Origin of the sequence: Tannerella serpentiformis (genome assembly GCF_003033925.1) — a bacterium.
Classification (GTDB): Bacteria; Bacteroidota; Bacteroidia; order Bacteroidales; family Tannerellaceae; genus Tannerella; species Tannerella serpentiformis.
Window position 1 is genome coordinate 247,958 of record NZ_CP028365.1, and the last position, 24,398, is coordinate 272,355.

Below are 24,398 nucleotides of genomic sequence, written 5' to 3' on the forward strand. Positions count from 1 at the left end.
ATTGCATATGCCCCTGCATATACCCTGCCGTCTGCATGAGTAGTATTCTTTATCGGTATAAGTTATTCATCGCCTGGTAGGGGCGTAAAAGCATACGTCCCCGCATGTACCCTATATGTAAATGGGTAGACCCAAAGGAATGAGCAGACCTATACATTCTCCCAATCAGGATTCAATCTATTCCTATCTGTATTTATCTGCATGCTACAGATGTATTGTAGGGCATATGCTTTTGCGCCCCAATCCTGTACATGATAGATCTTCCAAAATAAAAATGATACCTACACAAGCAGCGTGATTCACCTTTTGTTTTTCAATTTTTGATTACGCATATCGTAGGGGTATACACACGGTATACGCATGCTATACCTTTACGTCATTTAACCTATAAAACAAATCTCGATTCCATACTCCGCACGCTGAATGACTTAAAAACAAGTTCTGTTTTCCCACTCTGCACGCTGCGGAGTACGAAAACAAAATCTGTTTTCCGCATTCCGCAGTGTGCAGACCTCAAAAACAAAGTTTGTTTTGGCACTCTGCAGTGTGCAGAACCCAAAAACAGATCTTGTTTTCGCACTCCGCAGCGTGCAAAACCCAAAAACAGACTTTGTTTTTCTACTCCGCAGCGTGCAGAACCTCAAAACAGACTTTGTTTTCCTACTCTGCAGCGTGCAGAGTTGCCATTCAGCGTTTGTTTTTATACCCCGCAAACGGCTCGCCAGCAACTCAATAAGCCGCTTTACAGCCATTCTGCATACGGACCTATCTCTACGCAAACCGTTTTCCCATCCTGAAGAAAAAAAAGCTCCCCCCACGTATCACGCAGGGGGAGCTCTATCTTGACGGTTATCAAGTGATGTGAAAATTTTCAGGTCTTAAACTAAGGACACTTCTCAGGAGAAATGGTTCCGCATCTCTCCTATGGGCGAACAAATATATGTATTCTTTTAGAACTGCAACCCTGCAGTCGGCATAATCAATAAAATAAAAACGGCCGGACAGGTGCAGCGGCTGCGTAACTGCATCTGTCCGGCCGGATAGGCTGTCCGTCAGACGGCCCATGTGGTCGTGCGATCTATTTTATCTCATAGTCCATGCCGGTCACCTGGAACTCCGTCCGCCGATTCAGTTGGTCGGCCACTTCTTGCTGCTCCTGCGGCAGACTGTTGACGAACTCCTCACTGAGCACAGTGCCCTCGGGCAAGAAGGGATACTTCTCGGCCAGCTTGGCCGTGATGGTCTTCGGAACCATTTTGCCGTACCCTTTGGCCGTCAGGCGTGCCGCGTCGATGCCCGCAGCGATGAGGTAATCCACGACCGACTGTGCGCGGCGTTGCGCCAGACCCTCATTATAGGCGTCCGATCCCTTCCGATCGGTGTGCGCACCCAGCTCGATCCGCGCAGAGGGGTTATCACGAAGCAGTTTGATCAACCGATCCAAGGCTTCCTTTGACTCGGGGCGAAGCGTTGCACGATCGAAATCGTAGAAGATGTTCTCAACAACGACCGGCTTGTCGGTGGGCGAGAGGAAGAAGTCCACGTAGTACGTCTCATTCTTCTCCTCCGCCTCGGTCTTCAGCTCGAAATTTTGGTTGAGGTAGTTGGGCGCTTCGGCCATCATCACGTAGTCCATCCCCCGGGCAAGCTCGACGCTGTACGACCCGTCTTTCTTAACCGGTATCTTGCGGTTCATGCCGTCACGACCTACAATTCGGACGATGGCTTTATCGATGGGCACCTCGTCGACATCGGAAACGTAACCATCAATCTTCATCGTGAACGTGGGATACTCGAACGAATAGATGTGATCCCAGCCCCGCGCATCGCCGCGATTAGAGGAGAAAAGTCCGCGCTCGCGTTGTCCCTCGAACGTGATACCGAAATCGTCGAACGACGAGTTGATGGGCGCGCCGAGGTTCTCCACGTGCCATTGCCCGGCGCTGTCCTGCTTGGCGCGGAACAGGTCGAGCCCGCCCATCCCGGGATGCCCGTCGGAGGCGAAGTAGATCGTCACCGAGTCGCGGACGTAGGGAAACAGCTCATCGCCCGCCGTATTGATCACGGGGCCAAGGTTCTCCATGCCGCCAAAGTCCGAACCGCCTACGATTCGCGATCGGAAGAGGTCCTTGCCACCGTATCCGCCGACGGATTCGGCCACGAAATAGAGGTACTTCCCGTCGGGCGAAACCGCTGGGTGGGCCAGCAGCGTGATCGAGTCCTTCAACACGTTCGCACGCTGACCCTTGCTCCATGCAGCCCCGCTGCGCAAGGATTGGTAGATCTCAGCCGTGCGCGGCTCGGTAGCGTCGACGGCGCAGAAGGTGTAGTACATCGTGTTGCCATCTCGGGTGAACGAGGGCGTACCCTGATCATACTCGCTGGCCACTGGGTCCTCCACCTCCTTCGGCTTTGTCCAGACGCCCTGCTCATTCTTCTTGGCGAAGAAGAGCGCATTGTTTTTCAGCCCCGTGATAGCATTGACGGAATCCTTATGGACGATCCCCTGGGTGGAGTTGAAGTAAACTTGATCGTATTTGTCACCATAATACATGGGGCAGCACTCACTGCGCCGAGAATTGAAGACCTCCATGCGGGAGACCTGGTAAAGCGTCGGCCGATCGCGCCATCTGACGGCCGAATCACAGCCCGCCAAAGCCAGTACGGCACGCTGATCCGTGGGCGCCTCAGCCAAATATTCGCGGTAATACCGGGCGGCCTCGTCGTAGCGTCCCTCTTTCTGACACGCCTGACCGAGTCTGAAGCGCAAGAGGCTGTCCGGATAATCGTAACGGAGGGCATTGAGGTAGGCACTGATCGCTCGGCCGTTGTTGTTTACGCGCTGGTTGCAGTATCCCATGCGGTAAGCGATGTAAGCGCGCAAGTCCTTCTGGTCGGGCTTCGACTTGGTGTAGAGCTTCCGATACATCTCCGCCGCGGCATAGTACTCTCCGAGTTGCTGTTTTTCCTCGGCATCCTTCAGCTTGACCGTCTTGCAAGACGTGACGAGGCCGATCAGCAGGCAGCAGACCAGGGAAAGCGCCGCATGTTTTCTAATTGCGTACAGGGTTTTCATTTCTAATTGAACGAAGCAAGTTTGGGGGTTATTGCTGCACAGTCCGTGTGTCGATCCAGGACGACGGACTATAACAACAGCGAGCTATCGCCGTAGCTCAAGAATCGGAAGTCGTGCGCCAAGGCGTAGTCGTAGATCGTGCGCCAATCCCCACCCACGAAGGCCGAGACAAGCAGCAGCAGGGTGCTCTGTGGCTGGTGGAAGTTGGTGACCATACCGCGTACGATCTTGAACTGGTACCCCGGCGCAATGATGATCTGTGTGGCGGCCCACAGGCGATCCATCCCGCGGCGGTCCAGGTAGCTAAGGATGGCCCGGAGCGCCTCCTCCGCCGTCAGCGTGGGTGCATCGGCGTCGTACGGCTCCCATTGGCCCACGGTGAACGCTCCGTCGGCCGACTCGTCCGCTCCATCCCGCGCCAACGCACAACCGATATAATAGAGACTCTCGAGCGTACGTACCGACGTCGTACCCACGGCGATCACATGCTCCGGCTTAGCCAGCAGTCGGTCCACTGTCCGCCGCGTGACCGCAAAGTGCTCCGTGTGCATCGCATGACCGCCGATCGTGTCACTCTTGACGGGGCGGAAAGTTCCAGCGCCTACGTGTAGCGTCACTTCTTCGCGCTCGATCCCTCGGGCGTCCAGCTCGGCCAACACCGCAGGCGTGAAGTGCAGCCCGGCCGTAGGCGCCGCCACGGAGCCCTTGACCTTCGAATAGACGGTCTGATACGTCTGCAGATCTTGCGCCTCTGTCTCACGGTGCAGATAGGGCGGAATGGGCAGTACGCCGACAGCCTCGAGCACGTCGGAGAAGGTGCAGCGGGGATTGTCCCAGTGGAAATCGACGAGATCGCCCGCCTCGCCCGCTACGGAGACGCGTTCGGCCGAGAGCGTAACTGGTTCACCGCCGACGGTGACCGTGGTGTGCAGCTGGCCCGACTTCCATCGCTTGCTGTTGCCCACGAGGCAATGCCAGGTGCAATGGGCCGTCTGTGCAAACGACTGCTCATAGTCGCTCGGCACGGCTGGCTCGAGGCAGAAGATTTCGATCATGGCGCCGGTGTCCTTACGGAACAGTAGGCGGGCCCGAATGACCCGGGTGTTGTTGAAGACAAGCAGTGCACCGTCCGGCAGGCAGTCGGGCAAGTGGCGGAAGAGCGTCTCGCGGATCTGCCCACCGCGATAGATGAGCAGTTTGGAGGCGTCGCGCTCGGCCAGGGGGTACTTCGCAATCCGATCGTCGGGGAGTGCGTACGCGTAATCGCTGATGTGTATCTGTTGGGGGGTATGCATAACGGCGGACAAATGTAGGGCGTACAGCTTCAGATTCACCGCCTACTTTTGCCGGCCATCACACACACTCCTATTAATGTAGACACACGATGAAGACTAAAACACGTAACGTTTGCACGCGACTCCTGACCGTCGCTACTGGACTGATCCTCCTGGCTACCGCTTCCGTAGCGCAAGACTTGAACAACGACGCCCGCATCCGCGCTCGCATGGAGCGGGCCATGCGACGCGATTCCGTCGCCCAATCGGCCGAGCCGACCCACACCTCGCAGCCCACCGTCCGCCAGCGTACCACCACGCCCGACACCCTCCGCGCGGAGCCCAGCGACCTGAACGCCCGCCTACTGGAGCGGATGGAGCGCCGTGCCCGACGTGACACGACCCTGGAACGCCCCGCAGCCACCGACCTCAGCACGCCCATCATCCTCCCCACGGAACCGCTCACCATGTCCGACCGCGCGCTCTACTGGTCGCGCTACTGGAGGAGCGCCACGGGCCGCATACCGAGCTACTTCACCTTCAACGACACCATCATCGTCAACCCGCTCTTCATGCCCGTGCTCTTCAAAAAGAAGAACCTCGACAATGCGCGGCGCATCGTCTTCTACCGCCCCATGGATCTCAACGATCGACCGTGGGAGCGCTCCCTCTACCGCCCCATTCACCCCTTTGAACGGGCCGAAAACCGCATCATCATCCAGGACTACGCCTATCGCTACGTGCGCCATTACCACCCGAACTACTTCCGCCACAGTGCCGACGACCTGCCCGTGGAGCGCACGCTGCGAATGCGCATGAACGGCAATGTGCAGGTGCCCGTCTACCACGTCGAGCGCTCGGCCAACGACTACGACGCGCCCCCGAAGTTCATCCCCGACCGCCGCTACTGGACCTCGTCGCTCGAAAGCTCCCTCCGCTTCTCACAGAACTACGTCTCGCCCAACTGGTACAAAGAGGGCAACAGCAACCTGAACATCCTCTCCAAAAACCTCTTCCAGTACAACTACGCCCGCGACCGCATCCAGCTCAAGAACCTCCTCCAGGTCGACCTCAGCGTCTACACCGCCTCCGACGACACGCTCCGCAACTACAAGTTCGGCGACAACCTCTTCCGCCTTTACACCAACTTCGGCTACCGCGCCTTCAGCCGCTGGTTCTACACCATCGACGGCGAACTCAAGACGCCACTCGTGGCCAACTATAAGAAGAACACCAACGTCCGCCAGGTGGCCCTCCTCTCGCCCTACATCGTCAACGTGGGCCTGGGTATGAAGTACGACCTGGAGAAGAAATTCCGCACCCGCGGCCGCTCGCTCAAGCTGGCCGTCAACATCGCACCCATCTCCTACACCCACATGTACAGCCTCGACGCCGCCGTCGACCGCAGCCCCCACGGCTTCCCCAAAGACGCCTCCGGAGGCTACGAACGCGTGCTGCATAAGATCGGCTCCACGGTTCGTATGGACATGGTACTCAAGCCCAACCACAACGTCACGTGGAAATCACGCCTCTACTACAACACCACCTACCGGAACATCCTGGCCGAGTTCGAAAACTCGCTCGACATGGCCTTCAGCCGCTTCTTCTCGACCATGATCAACGTCTACCTCCGCTTCGACGACAGCGTCACGAAGACGCCCGGCTACGATTCCTACGTCCAAACGAACCAGATCCTCAGTTTCGGCTTCAGCTACAAGTGGGATTAGCCTGAAGGGCAGACCCGCGGGCATCCGCCGCCCGTCATCCGGCCCTATTCTATAAGGTATAAGCAAAGGGAGCTCATCCGTGGGCTCCCTTTCTTGTTTCGTCCGCTTGCGTTATCCATGTGTCATCAAAATTCGATCACGTGAGAGGTAAAAAACCTCACGCGTCATCAAAATTCGATCACGTGAGAGGTAAAAAACCTCACGCGTCATCAAAATTCGATCACGCGAGAGGTAAAAAACCTCACACGTCATCAAAATTCGATCACGCGTGAACAAAATTTGATCACACGCCAGCTTTTTGTTACTCGCGCGTCATCAAAATTTGATCACGTAAGAGGTAAAAAAGCTCATGCGTCATCAAAATTTGATCACGCACCAGCTTCTTGTTGCTCGTGTGTCATCAAAATTTGATCACTCGCCAGCTTGTTGTTGCTCGCGCGTCATCAAAATTTGATCACACAAGCATCATTCAAAGACAGCCGCTACCTTTACGCCATCAATCATAACCCCTACTGCGATGAACAAGACGAAAAATCTGGTCTCGGCCACGCTCAGCGAGGCATCATGCGACAAAATCCAAGAGATGATCAAGAAAATCGAGTCCGAACTGCCTTTCCTGATCGCCCTCTCTACCGCTGACAAGCGGCGCATCAGGCCCTCCGGCCCGCGCACCGCCGCTTTTGTCGACATGGCCCTCCGCGGCGCCCAGAGCTTCCCCAAATACCTCTTGTCGACCTTCGACGTGGACGAGTTCGAGCACGACGTCCTGCTTATGCACCGACTCAAAGGCCTCCGCGCCTCCGTCGCCTCGCTGCTCGAAAAGCTCGACGACACCATCTACGCCTCCTCCGCCGACGCTCTGGCCGAGGCCAACGAGGTCTACGGCTACCTCAAGAAGGCCTCACGGTTCGAAGGCTCCCTCAAAGCCGTCGTCAAAGAGATCGGCCAGCGCTACGCCCGCCCCTCACGCCGGAAAAACGTCGCCGACGACGAATAATCGCCCATCCCTCCGCAGCATCCATCCGCGCTTCAGCAAATTCAAAACAGCTTCCATTTCTTTAACCACGCCTCGCGGGCACTCACTCGCTAAAGGGTCTACTTTTGCGCCCCAGAATAGAAAAGGACAGTATAAGTATCAATCAAACGTCTATGAATCAAACAGTAGATATCCGGGAATTGAATGAGCGAATCGAGCGCCACAGCACGTTCGTGACAACGCTCACCATGGGAATGAATCAAGTGATCGTCGGGCAGAAACACCTCATCGAGTCGCTGCTCATCGGCCTGCTTTCCGACGGGCACATCCTCCTCGAGGGCGTCCCCGGGCTGGCCAAAACGCTCGCCATTAAGACGCTCGCCTCACTGATCGACGCCAAATACAGCCGCATCCAGTTCACCCCCGACTTGCTCCCGGCCGACGTGATCGGGACTATGGTTTACAGCCAGAAGAACGAGGAATTTCAAGTGCGCCAAGGCCCCATCTTCGCCAACTTCGTGCTGGCTGACGAGATCAACCGTGCCCCGGCCAAGGTGCAAAGCGCACTGCTCGAAGCCATGCAGGAGCGGCAGGTGACCATCGGCGAAACGACCTACAAGCTCCCCGCCCCCTTCCTCGTCATGGCCACGCAGAACCCCATCGAGCAAGAAGGCACCTACCCGCTGCCCGAGGCGCAGGTGGACCGATTCATGCTCAAGGTCATCATCAACTACCCGAAGAAGGAGGAAGAGAAACAGGTGATCCGGCAGAACATCACCGGGCACGCGCCTGAGATCCGCCCCGTGATGGACACGAAGCAGATCATGGCCGCCCGCGACATCGTGCGCGAGGTCTACATCGACGAGAAGATCGAGCGCTACATCGTGGACATCGTCTTCGCCACCCGCTTCCCGCAGGAGTACGGCCTCACCGACCTCCAGTCCATGATCGCCTTCGCCGCCTCACCCCGCGCCTCGATCAACCTCGCACTGGCCTCCCGCGCCTACGCCTTCATCAAGCAGCGCGGGTACGTGATCCCCGAAGACGTGCGCGCCGTCTGCCACGACGTCATGCGTCACCGCATCGGGCTCAGCTACGAGGCCGAAGCCAACAACCTGACCTCCGAAGCCATCGTGAGCGAGATCCTCAACAAAGTCGAGGTGCCCTAACCCCCGCCGCCCATCATCCGTATAGATTAATAGGTAAGGATGGAGACGAGCGAACTCTTAAAGAAGGTCCGGCAGATCGAAATCAAGACGCGCGGACTCTCGAACAACATCTTCGCCGGGCAATACCACTCAGCCTTCAAGGGGCGCGGTATGGCCTTCAGCGAAGTCCGCGAATACCAGTTCGGCGACGACACGCGCGACATCGATTGGAAAGTCACCGCGCGCTACGTCCGGCCCTACATCAAGGTCTTCGAGGAAGAGCGCGAGCTGACTGTCATGCTGCTCATCGACGTATCGGGCAGCAAGGACTTCGGCACCGTGTCGCAGATGAAGCGCGACGTGACGACGGAGATCGCCGCCACGCTGGCCTTCTCCGCCATACAGAACAACGACAAGATCGGCGTCATCTTCTTCTCCGATAAGATCGAGAAGTTCATCCCCCCGCAGAAGGGCCGCCGACACATCTTATATATCATCCGCGAGCTGATCGACTTCCGGCCCGACGACCGTCAGACGGACATCAACCAAGCGCTGAAGTACCTCACCAACGCCATCAAGAAGCGTTGCACGGCCTTCCTGCTCTCCGACTTCATCGACCGCGGCAACTACCGCGACGCGCTGACCATCGCCAACCGCAAGCACGACATCGTAGCCATCCAAGTCTACGACCGCCGCGAGACGGAGCTGCCCGCCGTAGGCCTGATGAAAGTGCGCGACGCCGAGACCGGCCAAGAACGATGGATCGACAGCTCCTCCAAACGAGTGCGTGAAGCCTACCGCACGTGGTGGGACAAACGGCAGGCGGAGATGAACGCCGCCTTCCAAAAGAGCCGCATCGACGCCGTCTCTATCCGTACGGAGGACGACTATGTGAAGGCGCTGCTGGCTCTCTTCGATAAACGAAACTGACTTTTCCTGACAATGAAATTGAAAGTGATAAGCGTCCGTATGCTTCTCCTCGTCGTATGCCTCCTCGCGGGGTTCAGCGCTGGAGCGCAGCAGACACTGATCGACGTGAAGGTCGACACGGCCGACATCCTCGTCGGCGAACAGACGACGCTGCACGTGACCGTCACAACCGACCCCAACCGACGGATCATCATCCCCCTGCCCAGCGACACACTGATGACGGGCGTAGAGGTGATCTCCGTCTCCGACGCTGATTCGACGGTGGCCGACGGTCGCTTGGTCATTCGCCGCGACATCCTCGTTACTTCCTTCGATTCGTCGCTCTACCTACTCCCGCCCTTCATCGCCATCGACGGCGCCGATACGATCGCGTCGAACCAGGTGGCGCTGAAAGTCTCCACCGTGCCCGTCGACGTGGACAACCCGGAGAAGTTCTACGACATCAAGGACGTCTGGAAGCCGCCCTTCGTCTTGGCCGACTATTATCCGTGGATCTTCGGCGTTCTGACCGCGCTGTTCCTCATCTGCGTGATCGGCTACTTAGTGCAGCGCTACCGCCGCCATCGGTCGGAAGTGCCCGTCAAGCCAGCCGAACCGGAACTCCCGCCCTACGAGACGGCTATCCGCGAGTTAGACTCCATCAAGGATCAAAAGCTCTGGCAGCAAGGCCTGAACAAGGAATACTATACGCAGGTGACCGACACGCTCCGCCGCTACATCTCTCGCCGCTACGGCGTGAATGCGATGGAGAAGACCTCCGAGGAGATCCTCGCCATCATCGAGCGTGAGACCGACGAACGCACCGTCTACGACACGCTGCGGCAGGTGCTCCGCCTGTCGGACTATGTGAAGTTTGCCAAGCTGCACCCCCTGCCCGACGAGAACGACGAGAGCATGCGCAACGCCTACCTCTTCGTCAACCAAACGAAACGCACCGAGGCGCCGCAGCCCGATGGGACAGCCCCAGAAACCGTAACTAAGGAGGATAAGAAATGACGTTTGCTAATCCCGCCTATTTGTTTTTGTTGATCCTGCTTGCGCCGCTGATTGCTGCGTATGTGTGGAAACTACGCCGCAGCCAGGCGAGCATGGAGATGTCGTCGTCCGAAGCCTTCGCGCAGCCGGGCATGACGACTGCCAAGGTGCGCCTGCGCCATCTGCCCTTCGTGCTGCGCATGGTGGCCATCGCGCTCGTCATCGTCATTCTGGCCCGCCCGCAGTCGACGGACAGCTGGCAGAACTCCTCGACCGAAGGCATCGACATTATGATGGCCATGGACATCTCGGGCAGTATGCTCGCCCGTGACCTGCGCCCCGACCGACTGACGGCGGCCAAGAATGTAGCCGCCAGCTTCATCAACGGTCGACCGAACGACAACATCGGCCTCGTGGTCTTCTCCGGCGAGAGCTTCACCCAGTGCCCCCTCACGACTGATCACGCCGTGCTGCTGAACCTCTTCAAAGACATCCAAAGCGGCATGATCGAGGACGGTACCGCCATTGGCGTCGGACTGGCCAACGCCGTGAGTCGCATCAAGGACAGCCAAGCCAAGTCGAAGGTGATCATCCTCTTGACCGACGGCTCGAACAACCGCGGCGAGATCGCCCCGGTGACGGCGGCCGAGATCGCTCGCACGTTCGGCATCCGCGTCTATACGATCGGCGTGGGCACTCAGGGCGAGGCGCCCTACCCCTTCCGACTGCCCGGCGGCACGATCCAAATGCAGATGGTGCCCGTCGACATCGACGAGCCGACTCTGCAACAGATCGCCTCCATCACCGGCGGCCAATACTTCCGCGCCACGAACAACTCGAGCCTCAAGTCCATCTACGCCGAGATCGACAAGATGGAGAAGACCAAAATCAGCGTCCGCGAGTTCAGCAAGAAGCAAGAGGAATACACGCGCATCGCCCTCGTCGTGCTGGGCCTGCTGCTCATCGAGTGGCTCCTGCGCATCACTATCCTCAAGAGAATCCCGTAATCCCCCTCCCCCATGTTTCGTTTTGCACACCCCATATACCTCTACCTGCTGGCCGTGCTCCCGGTGATGATCGGGGGCTACGTCTACACCCTCATCGACCGTCGGCGGGCCGTGCGTCGCTTCGGCGACCCGAAGCTCGTGGCCGAGCTCATGCCGGAAGTGTCGCGTAAGCGCGAGCACCTGAAGTTCTGGCTCTTCTTCGCCGCCGTGGCCGTGATGATCTTCGTGATCGCCGGGCCACAGTTCGGCTCCAAGCTCGAGACGGTAAAGAAGCGCGGCGTAGAGATCATGATCTGCCTCGACGTCTCCAACTCGATGATGGCCGAGGACATCCAGCCCAACCGCCTCGAGAAGGCCAAGCAGATGCTCTCCCGCATGACCGAGAGCTTCACCAACGACAAGGTGGGGCTGATCGTCTTCGCCGGCGACGCCTTCACGCAGCTGCCCATCACGTCGGACTATATCTCCGCCAAGATGTTCCTCTCCTCCATCAGCCCCTCGATGGTCTCCACGCAAGGCACGGCCATCGGCGCAGCCATCAACTTAGCCCTGCGTTCCTTCACGCCGAACGACCAGGCGGGTAAGACCATCCTGCTGATCACCGACGGCGAGAACCATGAGGACGACGCCGTGAAGGCCGCCAAAGCCGCTGCCGATCGAGGCATCAGCGTCAACATCGTCGGCATCGGGCAGCCCGAAGGCGCGCCCATCCCCGTCGGTGGAAGCAGCAATTACATGAAGGACAACGACGGCAACGTGGTCATCACCCGACTCAACGAACAGATGTGTCAGGAGATAGCCGCCGCTGGCAAAGGCATCTATGTCCGCGCCGACAACACCAACTCGGCCCTGCACACGCTGCAAAAAGAGATCGACAAGATGCAGAAGGCCGAGCAAGAAAGCCAGGTCTATTCCGAATACGACGAGCAGTTCCAGAGCCTCGCGTGGATCGTGCTCCTGCTGCTCATCGCGGAGTATATCATCATGGATCGCCGGAATCGGATCTTCCGTCGGGTCAAGCTGTTTTCGAGATAGCAGTGAAAGGCATCCGGCCCATCCTCCATATCCATCGGACGCGAGTACGTCCCACCCCGTCGGCGTCGGCAGAATGTCTGCCGGGGCTACCATGGGCCAAGATGGCGTCGGCAGAATGTCTGCCGGGGCTACCACAGGCCAAGATGACGTCGGCAGAATGTCTGCCGGGGCTATCATGGGGTAGGATGACGCTGGCAGAATGTCTGCCGGGGCTATCATGGGGTAGGATGGTGCTGGCAGAATGTCTGCCGGGGCTATCACAGGCCAAGATGGCGTCGGCAGAATGTCTGCCGGGGCTATCACAGGGCAGGATGACGCTGGCGACACTGTCGCCGAGGCTACCACAGGCCAAGATGACGCTGGCGACACTGTCGCCGGGGCTACCACAGGTCAAGATGACGCTGGCGACACTGTCGCCGGGGCTACCACAGGGCATGGTGACGCTGGCGACACTGTCGCCGAGGCTACCACAGGGCATGGTGACGCTGGCGACACTGTCGCCGAGGCTACCACAGGCCAAGATGACGCTGGCGACACTGTCGCCGGGGCTACCACAGGGCATGGTGACGCTGGCGACACTGTCGCCGGGGCTACCACAGGGCATGATGACGCTGGCGACACTGTCGCCGGGACTACCACAGGCCAAGATGACGCTGGCGACACTGTCGCCGGGGCTACCACAGGCCAAGATGACGCTGGCGACACTGTCGCCGGAGCTACCACAGGGCATGGTGACGCTGGCGACACTGTCGCCGGGGCTACCACAGGGCGCGAGGACGTTGGCAAACCATTTGTCGGTTCAACAAACCGACGCATAGATTGTTGGATCACCCAGAAAAGATGAATATGAAAAGAAGCACGCTATACATCATCAGCATAGGCCTGCTGCTGGCCGCCGGAAGCGCATCGGCGCAGAAGGCTGAGCGGTCGAATATCCGCCAGGGCAACCGGCTTTATCGCAACGAGAAATATACCGAGTCCGAGATCGCCTATCGGAAGGGGCTGACGGTCAATCCGCGCTCCGTGGAGGCGGCCTACAACCTCGGCAATGCGCTGTACAAACAGAAGAAATACCCCGAAGCGGCCGAACAATACATGCAGATCGTGGGTCGGCGCGAGCAGTTGCTGGCCGACAACCCGGCCAACGGGCGACGCTTAGCGGAGGTCTATCACAACCTCGGTAACATCCAAATGCAAGGGAAGGATTACGCCAAGAGCGTGGAGGCCTACAAGCAGTCGCTGCGCCTGAACCCGAAGGACGACGAGACGCGTTACAACTTGGCGCTGGCGCAGAAACTGCTCAAGAATCAACAGCAACAACAACAGAATCAACAGCAAAACCAGCAGCAGCAACAGCAGCAGCAACAAGAACAGCAGCAACAGCAGCAAAAGGAAGACAAGCGCGAGAACAAGACGCAGCAAGAGAAACAGCAGAACGAACAGATGAGCCAGGACAACGCGCAGCAGATACTCGACGCCTTCCTGCAAGACGAACGCGACACGCAGGAGAAGGTGAAGAAGGCGCAGCGGCAACAACAGGAACGACGTAAAACAGATAAGCAATGGTAAACGCAACGAAGCAACTGATTCTATTCCTCGCCCTCTGGCTCACGGCCGGGGCAACGCACCTCGCGAAAGCTAACGGGGTGACCTTCCGGGCCTCGGCCCCCAGCGCTGTCGTCATGGGGCAGCAATTCCAACTCACCTACACGGTCAACACCGAGGGGGCCAGCTCGCTCCGCACGCCGGATCTCTCGGACTTCGAGGTGCTGATGGGCCCCAGCTCGTCCGTCAGCCGCAGCATGCAGATCGTCAACGGGCAGATGTCAAGCTCCTACTCCCAGACCTTCACCTATGTGCTGATGCCGAAGAAGGAGGGCACCTTCAACATCGGGCCGGGCAGCATCAAGATCAAGAACGCCAACTATAGCTCCAACTCGCTCGTCATTAAGGTGCTTCCGCCCGACAAGGCAGGCAGTGCCGGCGGTGGACGGAGCGGCGGGGCCGCCGCAGGAGCCGCTGGTGCGGGCGCCTCGCAAGGCTCGACGAGCGTGGGCGCGAACGAGCTCTTCGTACGTATGAACGTAGCCAACCGCAGCGTCTACGAGCAGGAGGGCATCCTCGTCACCTTCAAGATCTACTCCCTCTATGACGTCGACCTCGACGACATCAAATTCCCCGAGTTCGAGGGCTTCCTCGCCCAAGACATCGAGCTCAACCCCCAGTGGACACTCGAAAACTACAACGGCCGCAACTATCGCACCGCCGTCTTCAAGCAAACCATCCTCTACCCCCAGCGTTCGGGCAAGATCACCATTGGCTCGGGCCGCTTCGATGCCATTGCGCACGTCCGCGTCAAGCAACGCTCGGGAAGCATCTTCGACGAGCTTATGGGCGGCGGTTATCAGGACATCCGCAAGGTGCTCACCACGGCGCCCGTCACCATCGACGTCAAACCGCTACCCTCCGGCAAGCCCGAATCGTTCAATGGCGCCGTGGGTGGCTACACGATGAAGGCCACCATCAACTCCAACCAAGCCAAGACGAACGAGGCCGTGACCGTGACCGTCACACTCACCGGCAACGGCAACATCAAGCTGGCCAAGAATCCCACCGTGACCTTCCCCAACGACTTCGAAGTCTATGACCCGAAAGTGGAGACGAACATCCGCACCACCGCCTCGGGCTCAAGCGGCACGAAGACGATCGAATACATCGCCATCCCGCGCTACGCCGGCGACTTCGAGATCCCTGCCATCCGCTTCTCCTACTTCGACCCCCGTAGCGGATCGTACAAGACGCTCACCTCGGAGCCCTTCAAGCTGCACGTCGAAAAGGGCCCCGAAGGCGCCGCCTCGCCCGCCGTCTCCAACTATGGGTCGCAGGAGGACGTCAAGTATCTCAGCAAAGACATCCGCTACATCAAAACCTCAAGCCCGCACTTCGTCAACTCTCGGGGCGACATCTTCTTCGGGTCATTCACTTACGTCCTTGCCTACGTGCTGATCGCCCTGCTCTTCGCCGTCTTCTTCGTCATCTACCGCAAGCAGATGAAGGAGAATGCCGACCTGGCCTTTGTCCGCACCAAACGCGCCAACAAGGTGGCGCTGCGTCGCCTCAAAACGGCAGAGAAGCTGATGAAGGAGGGTCGCAAGGAGGACTTCTACGACGAGATCTTCCGCACGCTTTGGGGTTATCTCAGCGATAAGCTCAACATCCCGCAGGCCGACCTGACGCGCGAGAACGTCGGCAACGAGCTGGCCACCTTCGGCGCAGACGAGACACTGGCCAAAGACCTGATGCAGATACTCGACACCTGCGAGTTCGCCCGCTATGCCCCCTCGCAAGCCTCCGACACCCTCGACACCCTCTATCGGCAGACCGCCGACGCCATCGGACGAATGGAAAACCTCACCAAACATTGAACTGACATGACTCCCATCAAGCAAATCACCCTCACCCTTTTGGCGTTCCTCTTCGCCGCCGTCAGTCTGCATGCCGCCGACCGCGACGCCGAACTCCGCAGCGCCGAAAAGGCCTACGCCGACGGCAATTACCCCGCTGCCGCTGAGCAATACGAAGCCCTGATCAAGAACTACGGCGACGCTGCCGAGGTCTACTACAACCTCGGCAACGCTTACTACAAGCTCGGACGCATCGCCCCTGCCATCCTCAACTATGAGCGCGCCCTGGTCATGAACCCCGGCGACGGCGACACGCGTTTCAACCTCGAGATGGCCCGCCAACGCACGGCAGATCGCATCGAGCCCGCCGACGGCTTCTTCGGCCGTGCCTATCGCAGCGTGCAACACCTGCTCAGCGTCGACGGTTGGGCTGCGGTCGGCCTGATCTGCTTCGTCGCCTTCGCTGGCTGCCTCGTCCTCTTCTTCTTTTCCAAGTGGATGCGCCTGCGTAAGACTGGCTTCTACCTCGGGCTCCTTCTCCTCTTCATCACCGTCATGGCCAACGTCTTTGCCTGGGGCGAGCGGCAGGATTTGATCGTGCGCGACGCGGCAGTCGTCTTCACCTCCACCGTCACCATCAAAAGCTCACCCGATCGCAGTGGCACCGACCTCTTCATCCTGCACGAGGGCACCAAGGTGACGATCAAGAACACCCTCGGCGAATGGTACGAGATCCGTCTCGGCGACGGCAAAGAGGGCTGGATCCCCCGCAAAGACCTCGAACGCATCTAACGCCCCACCGCCATGCTCGAACAAATCCTCGTCTACGAACGCGACGCCTTCCTCTGGCTCAACGGCCTGCACACGCCCTACTTAGACCGCTTCATGTGGATCTACTCCGGCAACCCCGCCTGGATCCCGCTGGCCGTCTTCATTCTTTTTGCCCTCTGCTACCGGCGACCTTGGCGCGAATCCGTGCTGCTCATCCTGGCCTTAGCGCTGGCCATCACCCTCTGCGACCAGTTCGCCTCCGGCTTCTGCAAACCCTTCTTCGCCCGCTTCCGACCCACGCGTCACCCAGACTTTATGCATGTGGTGCAGACCGTCATCAGCCCCCGCACCGGCGAGCCTTACCTCAGCGGTCGCTACGGATTCATGTCGAGCCACGCAGCCAACACGTTTGGGTTCGCGCTGTTTACCTCGCTGCTCTTCCGTCACCGTGTCTACACGATCTGCCTCTTCCTCTGGGCCGCCGCCATGTCCTACACGCGCATCTACCTCGGTGTCCACTTCCTTTCGGACATCATCCCCGGCGCCCTCTTCGGTCTACTCTTCGCGTGGCTTGTCTTCCGACTCTACGTCCGTGTCCGCCCCCGCTTTATCCCTGACACACCGCTCCTGCCCTACCCTGCCGTCGTGCCCCGCACCATCCTCTGCGGCATGCTTCTCACTCACGCCGCGATCACGCTTATCGCTGTATGGTGGGTATGGTAGACACGATGAAAGCCCCCTCTTTCATACGTAGCGGAGCGCCCGACTCCCCGTCGAGAAAAACATTCGGAGCAGGCTGGGGCGTGCGTGATTAATGATGATTTAGCAGCTTTGCACTCGAAAGAGCTCACCTCTAACCATTCTCCCCTTAGACATTCGCTTACAGACTACTCACTCTAAATATTTGACAGTATGAAAACTAAAAGAATGATTCTCCTCGCTGCATGTGCCATCGCCCTTGGCTTGACGCATGCCCAAGCACAGTCGCCCTTCTCCTTCGGAGTCAAGGCGGGTGTCAACTTCTCCACAATCAGTAGGCCCAACCTGATCATCCACGGCCCCGGGGACGGCTTAGAGACAGACCAATTCAAGATGAAGTTCATCCCCGGCTATCATCTGGGGCTCTACGGCCGCTACAATTTCAGCCCCGCCGTGGGCGTGCAAGCCGAAGTGCTCTACTCTATGGCCGGCTACAAGGTGACCACCACGTTGCTCAATGGCACCTACATCCGCACTCAGCTGCACTATCTCAACGTGCCCGTGCTCTTCCGCTACACCATGCCGAGCAGTGGCTTCTATGCCGAGCTGGGTCCGCAGTTCGGGTATTTCCTGAAGGATAACATCGTGGGAACCGGACATATCGGCACCGTCAGAGGCGGCTTCTCCGATAGTGGTGAGGGTCAGGCAGCATCGCTAAGCCTTGAAGGCGTGGTGGGTGTCGGCTACAAGTTGGACAATGGCGTAGGCTTCGCCTTACGTTACCAGCACGAGTTCAAGACCTCGTCTAACGTCAACCGGCTCATCCCCGACAAGGCGCAGAAGCGCGGCATCCAGCTCTCTGTCACCTACGACCTGTTCTAAGCATTGCGGACGTCCGCCTGAATCAGGGAAGCCCCGCCTCCATCCTCGGTTTACCGAAGCGTGGGGGCGGGGCTTCTGATTATTTATATGGAACACCCAAAGGGCAGACACAGGCCCCAATAGCTCCCCTAAAACAGAAAGAAGGAAGATCCACCCGAACAGCCCCATTACAATCTCGGAGCCCTTTCTCCGTTATAAGGACTCACTTAACCCCTTAATAATTCACAGTATGAAAAGAATGATTCTCCTCCTGATGTGTGCGGCCATCGGTTTAACGCAGGCACAGGCCCAGCTTTCCTTCGGCGTAAAGGCTGGTGCAAACTTCTCGACGATCAGCAAGATCGATCTCTCCTCAATAGGTCCCGGTGGCAAAGCGCTCTCCGGTCTGTTTGAGAGCAAGTATCTGCCGGGCTATCACGTCGGCTTATACACACGCTACAACCTCACCCCTGCGATGGGTGTACAAGCCGAATTGCTCTACTCGATGATGGGCTATAAGATCACCTCACCCCTGGTCGCAGACGCATCGGTCAAGACGCAGCTGCACTATCTCACCGTGCCCGTGCTCTTCCGCTACACCCTGCCCAACATCGGACTTTACGCCGAGCTGGGCCCGCAGGCAGGCTTCTTCCTGAAGGATAACATCACCGTCACCGGCAATCTGGGCGGCCGCAACTCTTACATCACGGAGAGCGGCTCCAAGCAGGCCGCCCCGTTCGACCTCTCGGGCGTCGTTGGCTTGGGCTATCGGTTGGACAACGGGCTCTCAATCTCTGCGCGCTACATCCATGAGTTCAAGACCTCATCTGGCGATCACTTCATCCCCACGTATGCTAAGAAGCGCGGCTTTCAAGTCTCTCTGGCTTACGAGCTGTTCTAATCAGCGAAGTATCCCCGCATAGGGAAAGCCCCGCCTCCATCCTCGGTTCACCGAAGTTTGGGGGCGGGGCTTCTGATTTGACGTGAGTTCGATGTAGGCCATCCTACGATTTCCTGAGGAAATGAGCCGAAAAAGTTTGTGGCGAGCGATTTCCTGAGGAAATGAGCCGAAAAAGTTTGTGGCAAGCGATTTCCTGAGGAAATGAGCCGAAAAAGTTTTGTGGCGGCCGATTTCCTGAGGAAATGAGCTGAAGAAGTTTTTGGCAGGCATTTCCAAAAGCACTTTAGCCGTTACAGCGATCTATCCAAGGCATTCTTCAGGGATTAGGAACCCCATTCCTTCATCGAACTCACGTTCAAAAGAAGCGTCCCCCGAGCGATGGATTACGTATCCATAAGCCCGGAGGACGCTTTGTCTATCGGCGACTTCGGAAGTGTCGCCTGCTTTTATACGGACGTCTCAAAAATTGATGTTGATCCCCCCCATAAATCCAAACCGCTGCATCGGATAGCCGTACCAAAGATCCTGTCCACGCGAGAGGATGTTCGTGAACTTGAGGTAGGCGCCAAACGTGTCGTTGATGTTGTAAGCGGCGGTAAAGTTCAGGTCGTGCAGGTCGCTCATCTTGATATTGTCGCCGTGGAAGAGGGTGACGCGGCGGGCGCCGAGGTAATAGTCCAACGTGAGCGAGAGGGGCGTGATCGGCCGCACGGTGAGGTCGGCGTTAACCTCCACAGCGGGGCAGCCGTAGGGCTTCATGTTCGACATACCGGCGCCGGAGAGCCACGAGTTGCCCTCCCCTTTGCGGAAGGTGCCGCGGTTGTAGACGGCCTTGACGGAAAAGTCGACCGTCTGGCGGTAGGCGTACTTGAGCGCAGCGCCGAGGCGCATCCAAGTGGCGTCGGGCTGGAAGGCTACGTGATAATTGCCGAAGTCGTAAGGCTCACCGAGATAGTCCGAGGGGACAAAGAAGGCGGCGCTCTTGATCACCGCATAGCCCGCAAATGCGTCGAGCCAAAGGCCGGGGACAATGCCCGACCGAACGCCCAACTCGGCGTCGAGCCATGTGCGCGAGGGCCGCACCTTGAGCGTGTGATCCACATAGCGGTTGCGGTCAGCAATTGAGGCCGCGTCGTTCATGCCGATGTTACCGTCGGCGCGCCCGTAGAGCAACGTGCGGTCGGCCAACTTGGCCTCGAAGCGGATGGCTGGCCCAGCGAAGAATTTGGCAGAGTCGCCCGTGACAAGCCCCAGATTGATGCCAAGGCGGAGGTTGAATAGCTCGTCGAAATAGCGGTAGTAGGGCGTGAGGGTGATCTGGGCGTGGCTGCGATAGCCGTTGAAATCGACGGCGTTGCGGACGGTCGCGGGGTAGACGTAATTGAAGAGGTGAGCGATGGCGTCGAGTCCGAAGTAGCGGTCGTCGATGTTGGCCAGAAGGCCGAGGTTGAGGGAGAAGCGATTCTCTTGCAGGCCGTCGATCTGCGCGGTGTGGCCATAGCGCTGCACGAAGCGGAGGTAAGAGAGGTCGAGGCGATAGCTGAGATCGGTGGTGTCGTTCGATTGCAGTCCGAAGTAGGCATCGAACGTTTGGTTGCGTTGGTTACGGTCGCGGTCGGCGGGATAGATGACAGCGGGCGCCATGCTCCAAGGGCCGAGGCGATAGATGGAGTCGAGCGGGAAACCGTAATAGTTGAAGGTGTTGTAGCGGTATTGCCCGCCGAGGCGGAAGGTGAGCGGGGCGAAGCGATGGGCGTAATGGACAGCGCCGCGGATGTCGGTGTACTTGGCGCGCTGCTTCTGGCCTCCCCAGTCGTTGTATCGCACGTTGCCGTGGGTGGATCGGAGAGAGAGGAGGGCGTTGAGGCGGTCGGTCGCATTGTCAAGGAAGTGGTAGCCGACGTCGCCGTCCATGTTGAGGTGCGTACCGATGCCGTAGTGGAAGTAGCCGCGGTTGCGGTTATAGGGGATGTCGGTCATGACGCGTCCTGAAGGCAGGGTGATGATCTCTCGGTCAGGGTCGGCCGTGGTGGTGAAGCGAGAGTACTCGATCTTGTGCTTAGTCACCTGCGGGTCTTTCACTTCAGGCAGCCGATTGACCTTGTCCGCGTCCTGCACACCGGGGTCATACTCACGTTCGAGGGTCAGTTCGCGGCGCAGTTTCTCGTCCGTGTTTTCGCGATCGTCCTGAGCCCGAAGGCCGAGGCTACAGCTGAGCAGCAGGACTGCTGCAGCGCAGATCCGTATCCGATTGTCTGTTCTCATCTTCTTATGGGGTAGTAATCAGTAGTCAGAAAGTTATTTGTGGGGAGTGAGCGGTAGCAGAGGGGGCGGGGACTCATTTCAATGCAGCCAGTCGCTTATCGATCATGGCCATGACGTCGTCCTTGTTGCCACCCTTGTAGTTCTTCTGCAAGCTGGTGAGGTATTGGCGCGCTTGGAACTTGTCGCCTTTGCGAGCATACACATCGGAGAGGAGGATGAAGCCGCGGGCCAGCCAGTAGCTGTGGGGCGTACCCTGCTCAATGAAACCGAGCATCTCTTTTTCAGCCTTGTCGATCTCGTTGCGATCGAAGTAACGCTGGGCCAAGAGGTACTTAGATTCGGCGCCATAGACCGTACGCGTATCCTTACTCAGCGTGACGAGGTCGGCCTGCGCCTTGGCGTCTTCCTTGAGGTCGATGTACGACTTCATGCGCAGGAAACGCGCTTCGGCCGCTATCTCGGGACTAATCTTCTCGTTCTTCAGCAGCTCATCGGCCATCTTGACGGCATCGGCCGACTGCTTCGTACGACGTGCACAGCGTAGAGCACCCAGTCGAGCCCCGTCGCGCACTTCGGCCGTCGTAGCGATTGCAGCCAGTCGCTTGAAGCTCTCCAGCGCCGCCGCATAGTCCTTGTTCATGTACTCGATCTCGCCCTTACGCGTCAGGGCTTCCTCGCCGAACTTGGTGTCGCCGCTACGGATCACGACCTCGTAATACTTCTTGGCCTCCTCGTAGTTCTTCGCGTCGTAAGCGATCTGCGCTAAGTAGTAGTTGGCGCGCGCACTGAAGGCACCCTTGGGGAATTGGCGCAGGTAGTTACGCAGACTCTGCTCTGCCTCGCTCTCGCCGCGCAGGAAACGCTTCTCGGCCGCGAAATAGGTTAGCGAATCCTGCTCACTGACCTCGAATCGGGCGGCCATGTCACCGAGCGAACGCACATAAGTGGCGTAACCCGCCACATCGTTCATGTCGACATACACGGCCTTGAGATCCTGCACCGCCGTGCGAGCTTCCTCGCTGCCGGGGTAGTCGGAGATGACCTTCTTATAGGCTTTGATGGACTGCTCGGGGCGGTTGCTATTGAAATAGAGCAGGCCCAACTGCAATCCAGCCTTGCGAGCCAGCGTATGGAGTGGATACTTCTGCTGCAGTTGCGTGAAGGCAGCCGCAGCACGATCCTCGTCCTCCAGCATGACGTACGAGCGACCCATCTCGAAAAGTGCAGCGGCCGCGTGGGGCGACTCGGGGTATTCACGCACTACGCGCTCCATGACCGTGATCTTGCCCTGGTAATTCTTTTGTAGTCCGAGCAGGAAGCCCTTGCGATAGAGGGCATAGTCGCCGCTGGAGGGTTGAAGTGCGGCAGCGCGGGTGTAGTTTTCGTCAGCGGCCTCAAACTGTCGGGCATGGAAGAGGCAGTCGCCCACGCGATTGTAAGCGTCGGCATAGGAGACACTCTCCTTGCGCGGCTCGAGATTGATGTATCGACGGAACTCGGCGAGAGCGTCGTTGTAGCGCTGTTGTTTGAAGAGGCAGTAGCCCAGATTGTAGTATGCGAGAGGGTAAGCCTCAGCCGAGCGGTCGGTGGCGTTGCTGAGGTAGGAACGGTAATCGGCTGCGGCGTTGTTGAAATCGTCCTGGCGATAGTAGGTCTCGCCGCGCCAGTAGTACGCCTGACTGTAGGCGTCGGCGTCGTAGACCCCGGGGGTGATGGCCTCGTCAAAGCGGCGAATGGCCTCGGATGGGCGGCGCGCGGTGAAGGCCTCGACGCCCATACGGAAGAGGATGTTCTGCTTGGCGGCAAGGATTTTCCGACCCGGTCGGCGGATTTTGTCGATCGAGGCGAGTGCGGCGTCGTAGTTCTTGGTGGTAAGGTAGACCTCCGCGAGGTAGTCGCTGACCTTGTCAGCATACTTGGAGTCGGGGAAGCGATTGAGGAAGTCCTCGAAGATGGTGACCGACTCGCCAAAGCCTGAGAAGGACGTTTCGTGGATAAGGAGGGCGTAGTTGTACATCGCGGTCTCTTGCACCTTCGGGTCGAAGGTCAGCGTGGCGGCCTGTTCGAAAGACATACGCGCACGGTTGCGGTCGCCGGTTTGCAGGTAGCACTGTCCGAGGTAAAGGCAGGCGTTCTGCATCAGCTCGTCCTCTTCGCCCACCACCTCGGCAAAGGCTTGGATGGCCTCGGGGTAATCGCCTCGGTTATAGCGGCAGACGCCCAGGATATAGAGGTCGCCTCGGACGAAGGAGTCGGCCCGTTCGACGTACTTATCGAGCATCTTGATCGCCGTGGCCTCGTCGCCCTCCCGATAGGCTACGTCGCCCAACAGGCGGTAGGCCTCGGCGCTGTTCCGACTGTTCGGATATGCGCTCAGGAGGGCCTTGCCTTCCGACTTGACGCGGTCGTAACGCTCATCCACATAGTGGATCTGCATCAGGTAATAGAGCGACTGCTCGCGGTAGGCGGGCTCGGATTTGAGTTGCTCGAAGCGCGGCTCGGCCTGCTTGAGTTTGTCCTCTGCGTAGTTGATGTAAGCCAGGTAATAGGTGGCCGGCACGCGGTATTTGCGACCCACCTCCTCAATGCGGGCGAAGTAATTGCGCGCCGTGCGTAGGTCGTGCAGCTGGAGCAGGGAGTAGGCCAATCGGTAGGCGTAATCCTCCTGCTGATCGATGCCGAGGAGGTCTATTTCGGACGTGTTAAACCATTGGATAGCCGTCCCATAATCCTCGTGAGCGAAGTAATACGAGCCCAGGAGGAAGGCGGCTTCATTGGCGTGGCGGGAGTCGGGGTAGAGGCTGAGGTAGCGCTCCATGACGGCGGCGGCGTCCTCGCGCCCCTGCTCAGAGGCCACCACGGCCAACATGTAGTCGGCCTCTTGGATCAGATCGCGATCGTGGGAGATGGCTTTGAAGGCCATCAACTTGTCCGAGCAACCGGGGAAGTTGCGCAATTCGAAAAACGCTTTTCCTTCTTGAAACAGCCTGTCCGCCCGCTCGAAGCGGTACGTGCGCTGCCCGTATGCCATCAGGCAGCTCGCCATCAAACACAGCGATACGACGATTTTTTTCATATTCAATTTGTCCTCTTAATGGCTTGATGAGACCCATTTTAGCGGCCTCTTTCGATGATGGGTGCAAAGGTAGGCGCGAAAATGAGAATCGGAAGGCGCCCCGGGAGGGTCTTGGATGTGCCTTTCGTACCCTCGGAACAAGCGCAGCCGTGTGCCTGAGACAGGCCCTGAGCCAATGTGCGCCGCCCCCCGTAGCGCTATATATATAAAGGTACGCGCGCGAAACAAGGGCACGAAAACCGACCTCCGATCTGGGGCCACGTCCGGAAAGTG

Annotated in this window: 18 protein-coding genes; 14 read left to right on the forward strand and 4 right to left on the reverse strand. The window is 58.5% G+C overall.

Going from position 1 to position 24,398, the window contains the following annotated elements:
• Positions 1-1,078 precede the first annotated feature (1,078 nt).
• Positions 1,079-3,076, reverse strand: coding sequence for a PorE family type IX secretion system protein (gene porE / locus C7123_RS01045; protein ID WP_083206904.1), 1,998 nt, complete (start codon positions 3,074-3,076; stop codon positions 1,079-1,081).
• Positions 3,077-3,144: 68 nt separating this feature from the next.
• Positions 3,145-4,371 carry an S-adenosylmethionine:tRNA ribosyltransferase-isomerase gene (locus C7123_RS01050; protein WP_069175477.1) on the reverse strand — a complete coding sequence of 409 codons (1,227 nt, stop codon included), beginning with the start codon at positions 4,369-4,371 and terminating at the stop codon, positions 3,145-3,147.
• 89 nt (positions 4,372-4,460) lie between these two features.
• Here C7123_RS01050 and C7123_RS01055 point away from each other — a divergent pair, with 89 nt between their 5' ends.
• The 14 genes from C7123_RS01055 to C7123_RS01120 all read left to right on the forward strand — a co-directional run bounded on the left by C7123_RS01055 (position 4,461) and on the right by C7123_RS01120 (position 18,784).
• Positions 4,461-6,077, forward strand: coding sequence for a DUF3078 domain-containing protein (locus C7123_RS01055; RefSeq protein ID WP_069175478.1), 1,617 nt, complete (start codon positions 4,461-4,463; stop codon positions 6,075-6,077).
• A gap of 517 nt (positions 6,078-6,594) precedes the next feature.
• Positions 6,595-7,074 (forward strand): hypothetical protein, encoded by a 480-nt coding sequence (locus tag C7123_RS01060; protein WP_069175479.1) that lies wholly within the window; start codon positions 6,595-6,597, stop codon positions 7,072-7,074.
• Between the two features lie 152 nt (positions 7,075-7,226).
• Positions 7,227-8,222 (forward strand): AAA family ATPase, encoded by a 996-nt coding sequence (locus C7123_RS01065; RefSeq protein ID WP_037984222.1) that lies wholly within the window; start codon positions 7,227-7,229, stop codon positions 8,220-8,222.
• Positions 8,223-8,261: 39 nt separating this feature from the next.
• Positions 8,262-9,131 carry a DUF58 domain-containing protein gene (locus C7123_RS01070; protein ID WP_069175480.1) on the forward strand — a complete coding sequence of 290 codons (870 nt, stop codon included), beginning with the start codon at positions 8,262-8,264 and terminating at the stop codon, positions 9,129-9,131.
• A gap of 12 nt (positions 9,132-9,143) precedes the next feature.
• Positions 9,144-10,127: a hypothetical protein gene (locus C7123_RS01075; protein WP_069175481.1), complete on the forward strand. Its 984-nt coding sequence runs from the start codon at positions 9,144-9,146 to the stop codon at positions 10,125-10,127.
• A complete protein-coding gene (locus C7123_RS01080) occupies positions 10,124-11,113 on the forward strand; it encodes a vWA domain-containing protein (protein ID WP_069175482.1) in 990 nt (329 codons plus the stop codon). Before C7123_RS01075 ends, C7123_RS01080 begins: the two co-directional genes overlap by 4 nt.
• Before the next feature lie 12 nt (positions 11,114-11,125).
• A complete protein-coding gene (locus tag C7123_RS01085) occupies positions 11,126-12,148 on the forward strand; it encodes a vWA domain-containing protein (RefSeq protein ID WP_069175483.1) in 1,023 nt (340 codons plus the stop codon).
• Between the two features lie 2 nt (positions 12,149-12,150).
• Positions 12,151-12,966 carry a hypothetical protein gene (locus C7123_RS01090; RefSeq protein ID WP_159049790.1) on the forward strand — a complete coding sequence of 272 codons (816 nt, stop codon included), beginning with the start codon at positions 12,151-12,153 and terminating at the stop codon, positions 12,964-12,966.
• Between the two features lie 28 nt (positions 12,967-12,994).
• On the forward strand, positions 12,995-13,717 hold the full coding sequence (locus tag C7123_RS01095) for a tetratricopeptide repeat protein (protein WP_037984564.1): 723 nt from the start codon (positions 12,995-12,997) through the stop codon (positions 13,715-13,717).
• The gene (locus C7123_RS01100) at positions 13,711-15,573 is read left to right on the forward strand and encodes a BatD family protein (RefSeq protein WP_069175485.1); all 1,863 of its coding nucleotides are present in this window, start codon (positions 13,711-13,713) and stop codon (positions 15,571-15,573) included. The genes C7123_RS01095 and C7123_RS01100 overlap by 7 nt, the downstream gene beginning before the upstream one ends.
• 6 nt (positions 15,574-15,579) lie before the next feature.
• On the forward strand, positions 15,580-16,344 hold the full coding sequence (locus C7123_RS01105; RefSeq protein WP_069175486.1) for an SH3 domain-containing protein: 765 nt from the start codon (positions 15,580-15,582) through the stop codon (positions 16,342-16,344).
• A 12-nt stretch (positions 16,345-16,356) separates the two neighbouring features.
• Positions 16,357-17,046: a phosphatase PAP2 family protein gene (locus tag C7123_RS01110; RefSeq protein WP_069175487.1), complete on the forward strand. Its 690-nt coding sequence runs from the start codon at positions 16,357-16,359 to the stop codon at positions 17,044-17,046.
• Positions 17,047-17,235: 189 nt separating this feature from the next.
• Complete coding sequence (locus C7123_RS01115) at positions 17,236-17,904, forward strand: porin family protein (protein WP_083206905.1); 669 nt, start codon at positions 17,236-17,238, stop codon at positions 17,902-17,904.
• Between the two features lie 229 nt (positions 17,905-18,133).
• Entirely contained in the window at positions 18,134-18,784 is a 651-nt protein-coding gene (locus C7123_RS01120; protein ID WP_083206906.1) for a porin family protein, read from the forward strand.
• Between the two features lie 459 nt (positions 18,785-19,243).
• Here the strand turns inward: C7123_RS01120 and C7123_RS01125 are convergent, their stop codons facing one another.
• Both C7123_RS01125 and C7123_RS01130 read right to left on the reverse strand, forming a co-directional pair.
• The gene (locus tag C7123_RS01125; RefSeq protein ID WP_069175490.1) at positions 19,244-21,049 is read right to left on the reverse strand and encodes a TonB-dependent receptor; all 1,806 of its coding nucleotides are present in this window, start codon (positions 21,047-21,049) and stop codon (positions 19,244-19,246) included.
• 73 nt (positions 21,050-21,122) lie between these two features.
• Positions 21,123-24,125 (reverse strand): tetratricopeptide repeat protein, encoded by a 3,003-nt coding sequence (locus C7123_RS01130; protein WP_037984581.1) that lies wholly within the window; start codon positions 24,123-24,125, stop codon positions 21,123-21,125.
• Positions 24,126-24,398 lie beyond the last annotated feature (273 nt).

What these genes read in the sequence shown, in the direction of transcription:
- C7123_RS01065 (WP_037984222.1), top strand. Translation starts at nt 7,227, where the DNA reads ATGAATCAAACAGTAGATATCCGGGAATTGAATGAGCGAATCGAGCGC.
- C7123_RS01075 (WP_069175481.1), top strand. Translation starts at nt 9,144, where the DNA reads ATGAAATTGAAAGTGATAAGCGTCCGTATGCTTCTCCTCGTCGTATGC.
- C7123_RS01050 (WP_069175477.1), bottom strand. Translation starts at nt 4,371, where the DNA reads ATGCATACCCCCCAACAGATACACATCAGCGATTACGCGTACGCACTC.
- C7123_RS01130 (WP_037984581.1), bottom strand. Translation starts at nt 24,125, where the DNA reads ATGAAAAAAATCGTCGTATCGCTGTGTTTGATGGCGAGCTGCCTGATG.
- C7123_RS01085 (WP_069175483.1), top strand. Translation starts at nt 11,126, where the DNA reads ATGTTTCGTTTTGCACACCCCATATACCTCTACCTGCTGGCCGTGCTC.
- C7123_RS01105 (WP_069175486.1), top strand. Translation starts at nt 15,580, where the DNA reads ATGACTCCCATCAAGCAAATCACCCTCACCCTTTTGGCGTTCCTCTTC.
- C7123_RS01080 (WP_069175482.1), top strand. Translation starts at nt 10,124, where the DNA reads ATGACGTTTGCTAATCCCGCCTATTTGTTTTTGTTGATCCTGCTTGCG.
- C7123_RS01110 (WP_069175487.1), top strand. Translation starts at nt 16,357, where the DNA reads ATGCTCGAACAAATCCTCGTCTACGAACGCGACGCCTTCCTCTGGCTC.
- C7123_RS01100 (WP_069175485.1), top strand. Translation starts at nt 13,711, where the DNA reads ATGGTAAACGCAACGAAGCAACTGATTCTATTCCTCGCCCTCTGGCTC.
- porE (WP_083206904.1), bottom strand. Translation starts at nt 3,076, where the DNA reads ATGAAAACCCTGTACGCAATTAGAAAACATGCGGCGCTTTCCCTGGTC.
- C7123_RS01115 (WP_083206905.1), top strand. Translation starts at nt 17,236, where the DNA reads ATGAAAACTAAAAGAATGATTCTCCTCGCTGCATGTGCCATCGCCCTT.
- C7123_RS01125 (WP_069175490.1), bottom strand. Translation starts at nt 21,049, where the DNA reads ATGAGAACAGACAATCGGATACGGATCTGCGCTGCAGCAGTCCTGCTG.
- C7123_RS01055 (WP_069175478.1), top strand. Translation starts at nt 4,461, where the DNA reads ATGAAGACTAAAACACGTAACGTTTGCACGCGACTCCTGACCGTCGCT.
- C7123_RS01060 (WP_069175479.1), top strand. Translation starts at nt 6,595, where the DNA reads ATGAACAAGACGAAAAATCTGGTCTCGGCCACGCTCAGCGAGGCATCA.
- C7123_RS01120 (WP_083206906.1), top strand. Translation starts at nt 18,134, where the DNA reads ATGAAAAGAATGATTCTCCTCCTGATGTGTGCGGCCATCGGTTTAACG.
- C7123_RS01070 (WP_069175480.1), top strand. Translation starts at nt 8,262, where the DNA reads ATGGAGACGAGCGAACTCTTAAAGAAGGTCCGGCAGATCGAAATCAAG.
- C7123_RS01095 (WP_037984564.1), top strand. Translation starts at nt 12,995, where the DNA reads ATGAAAAGAAGCACGCTATACATCATCAGCATAGGCCTGCTGCTGGCC.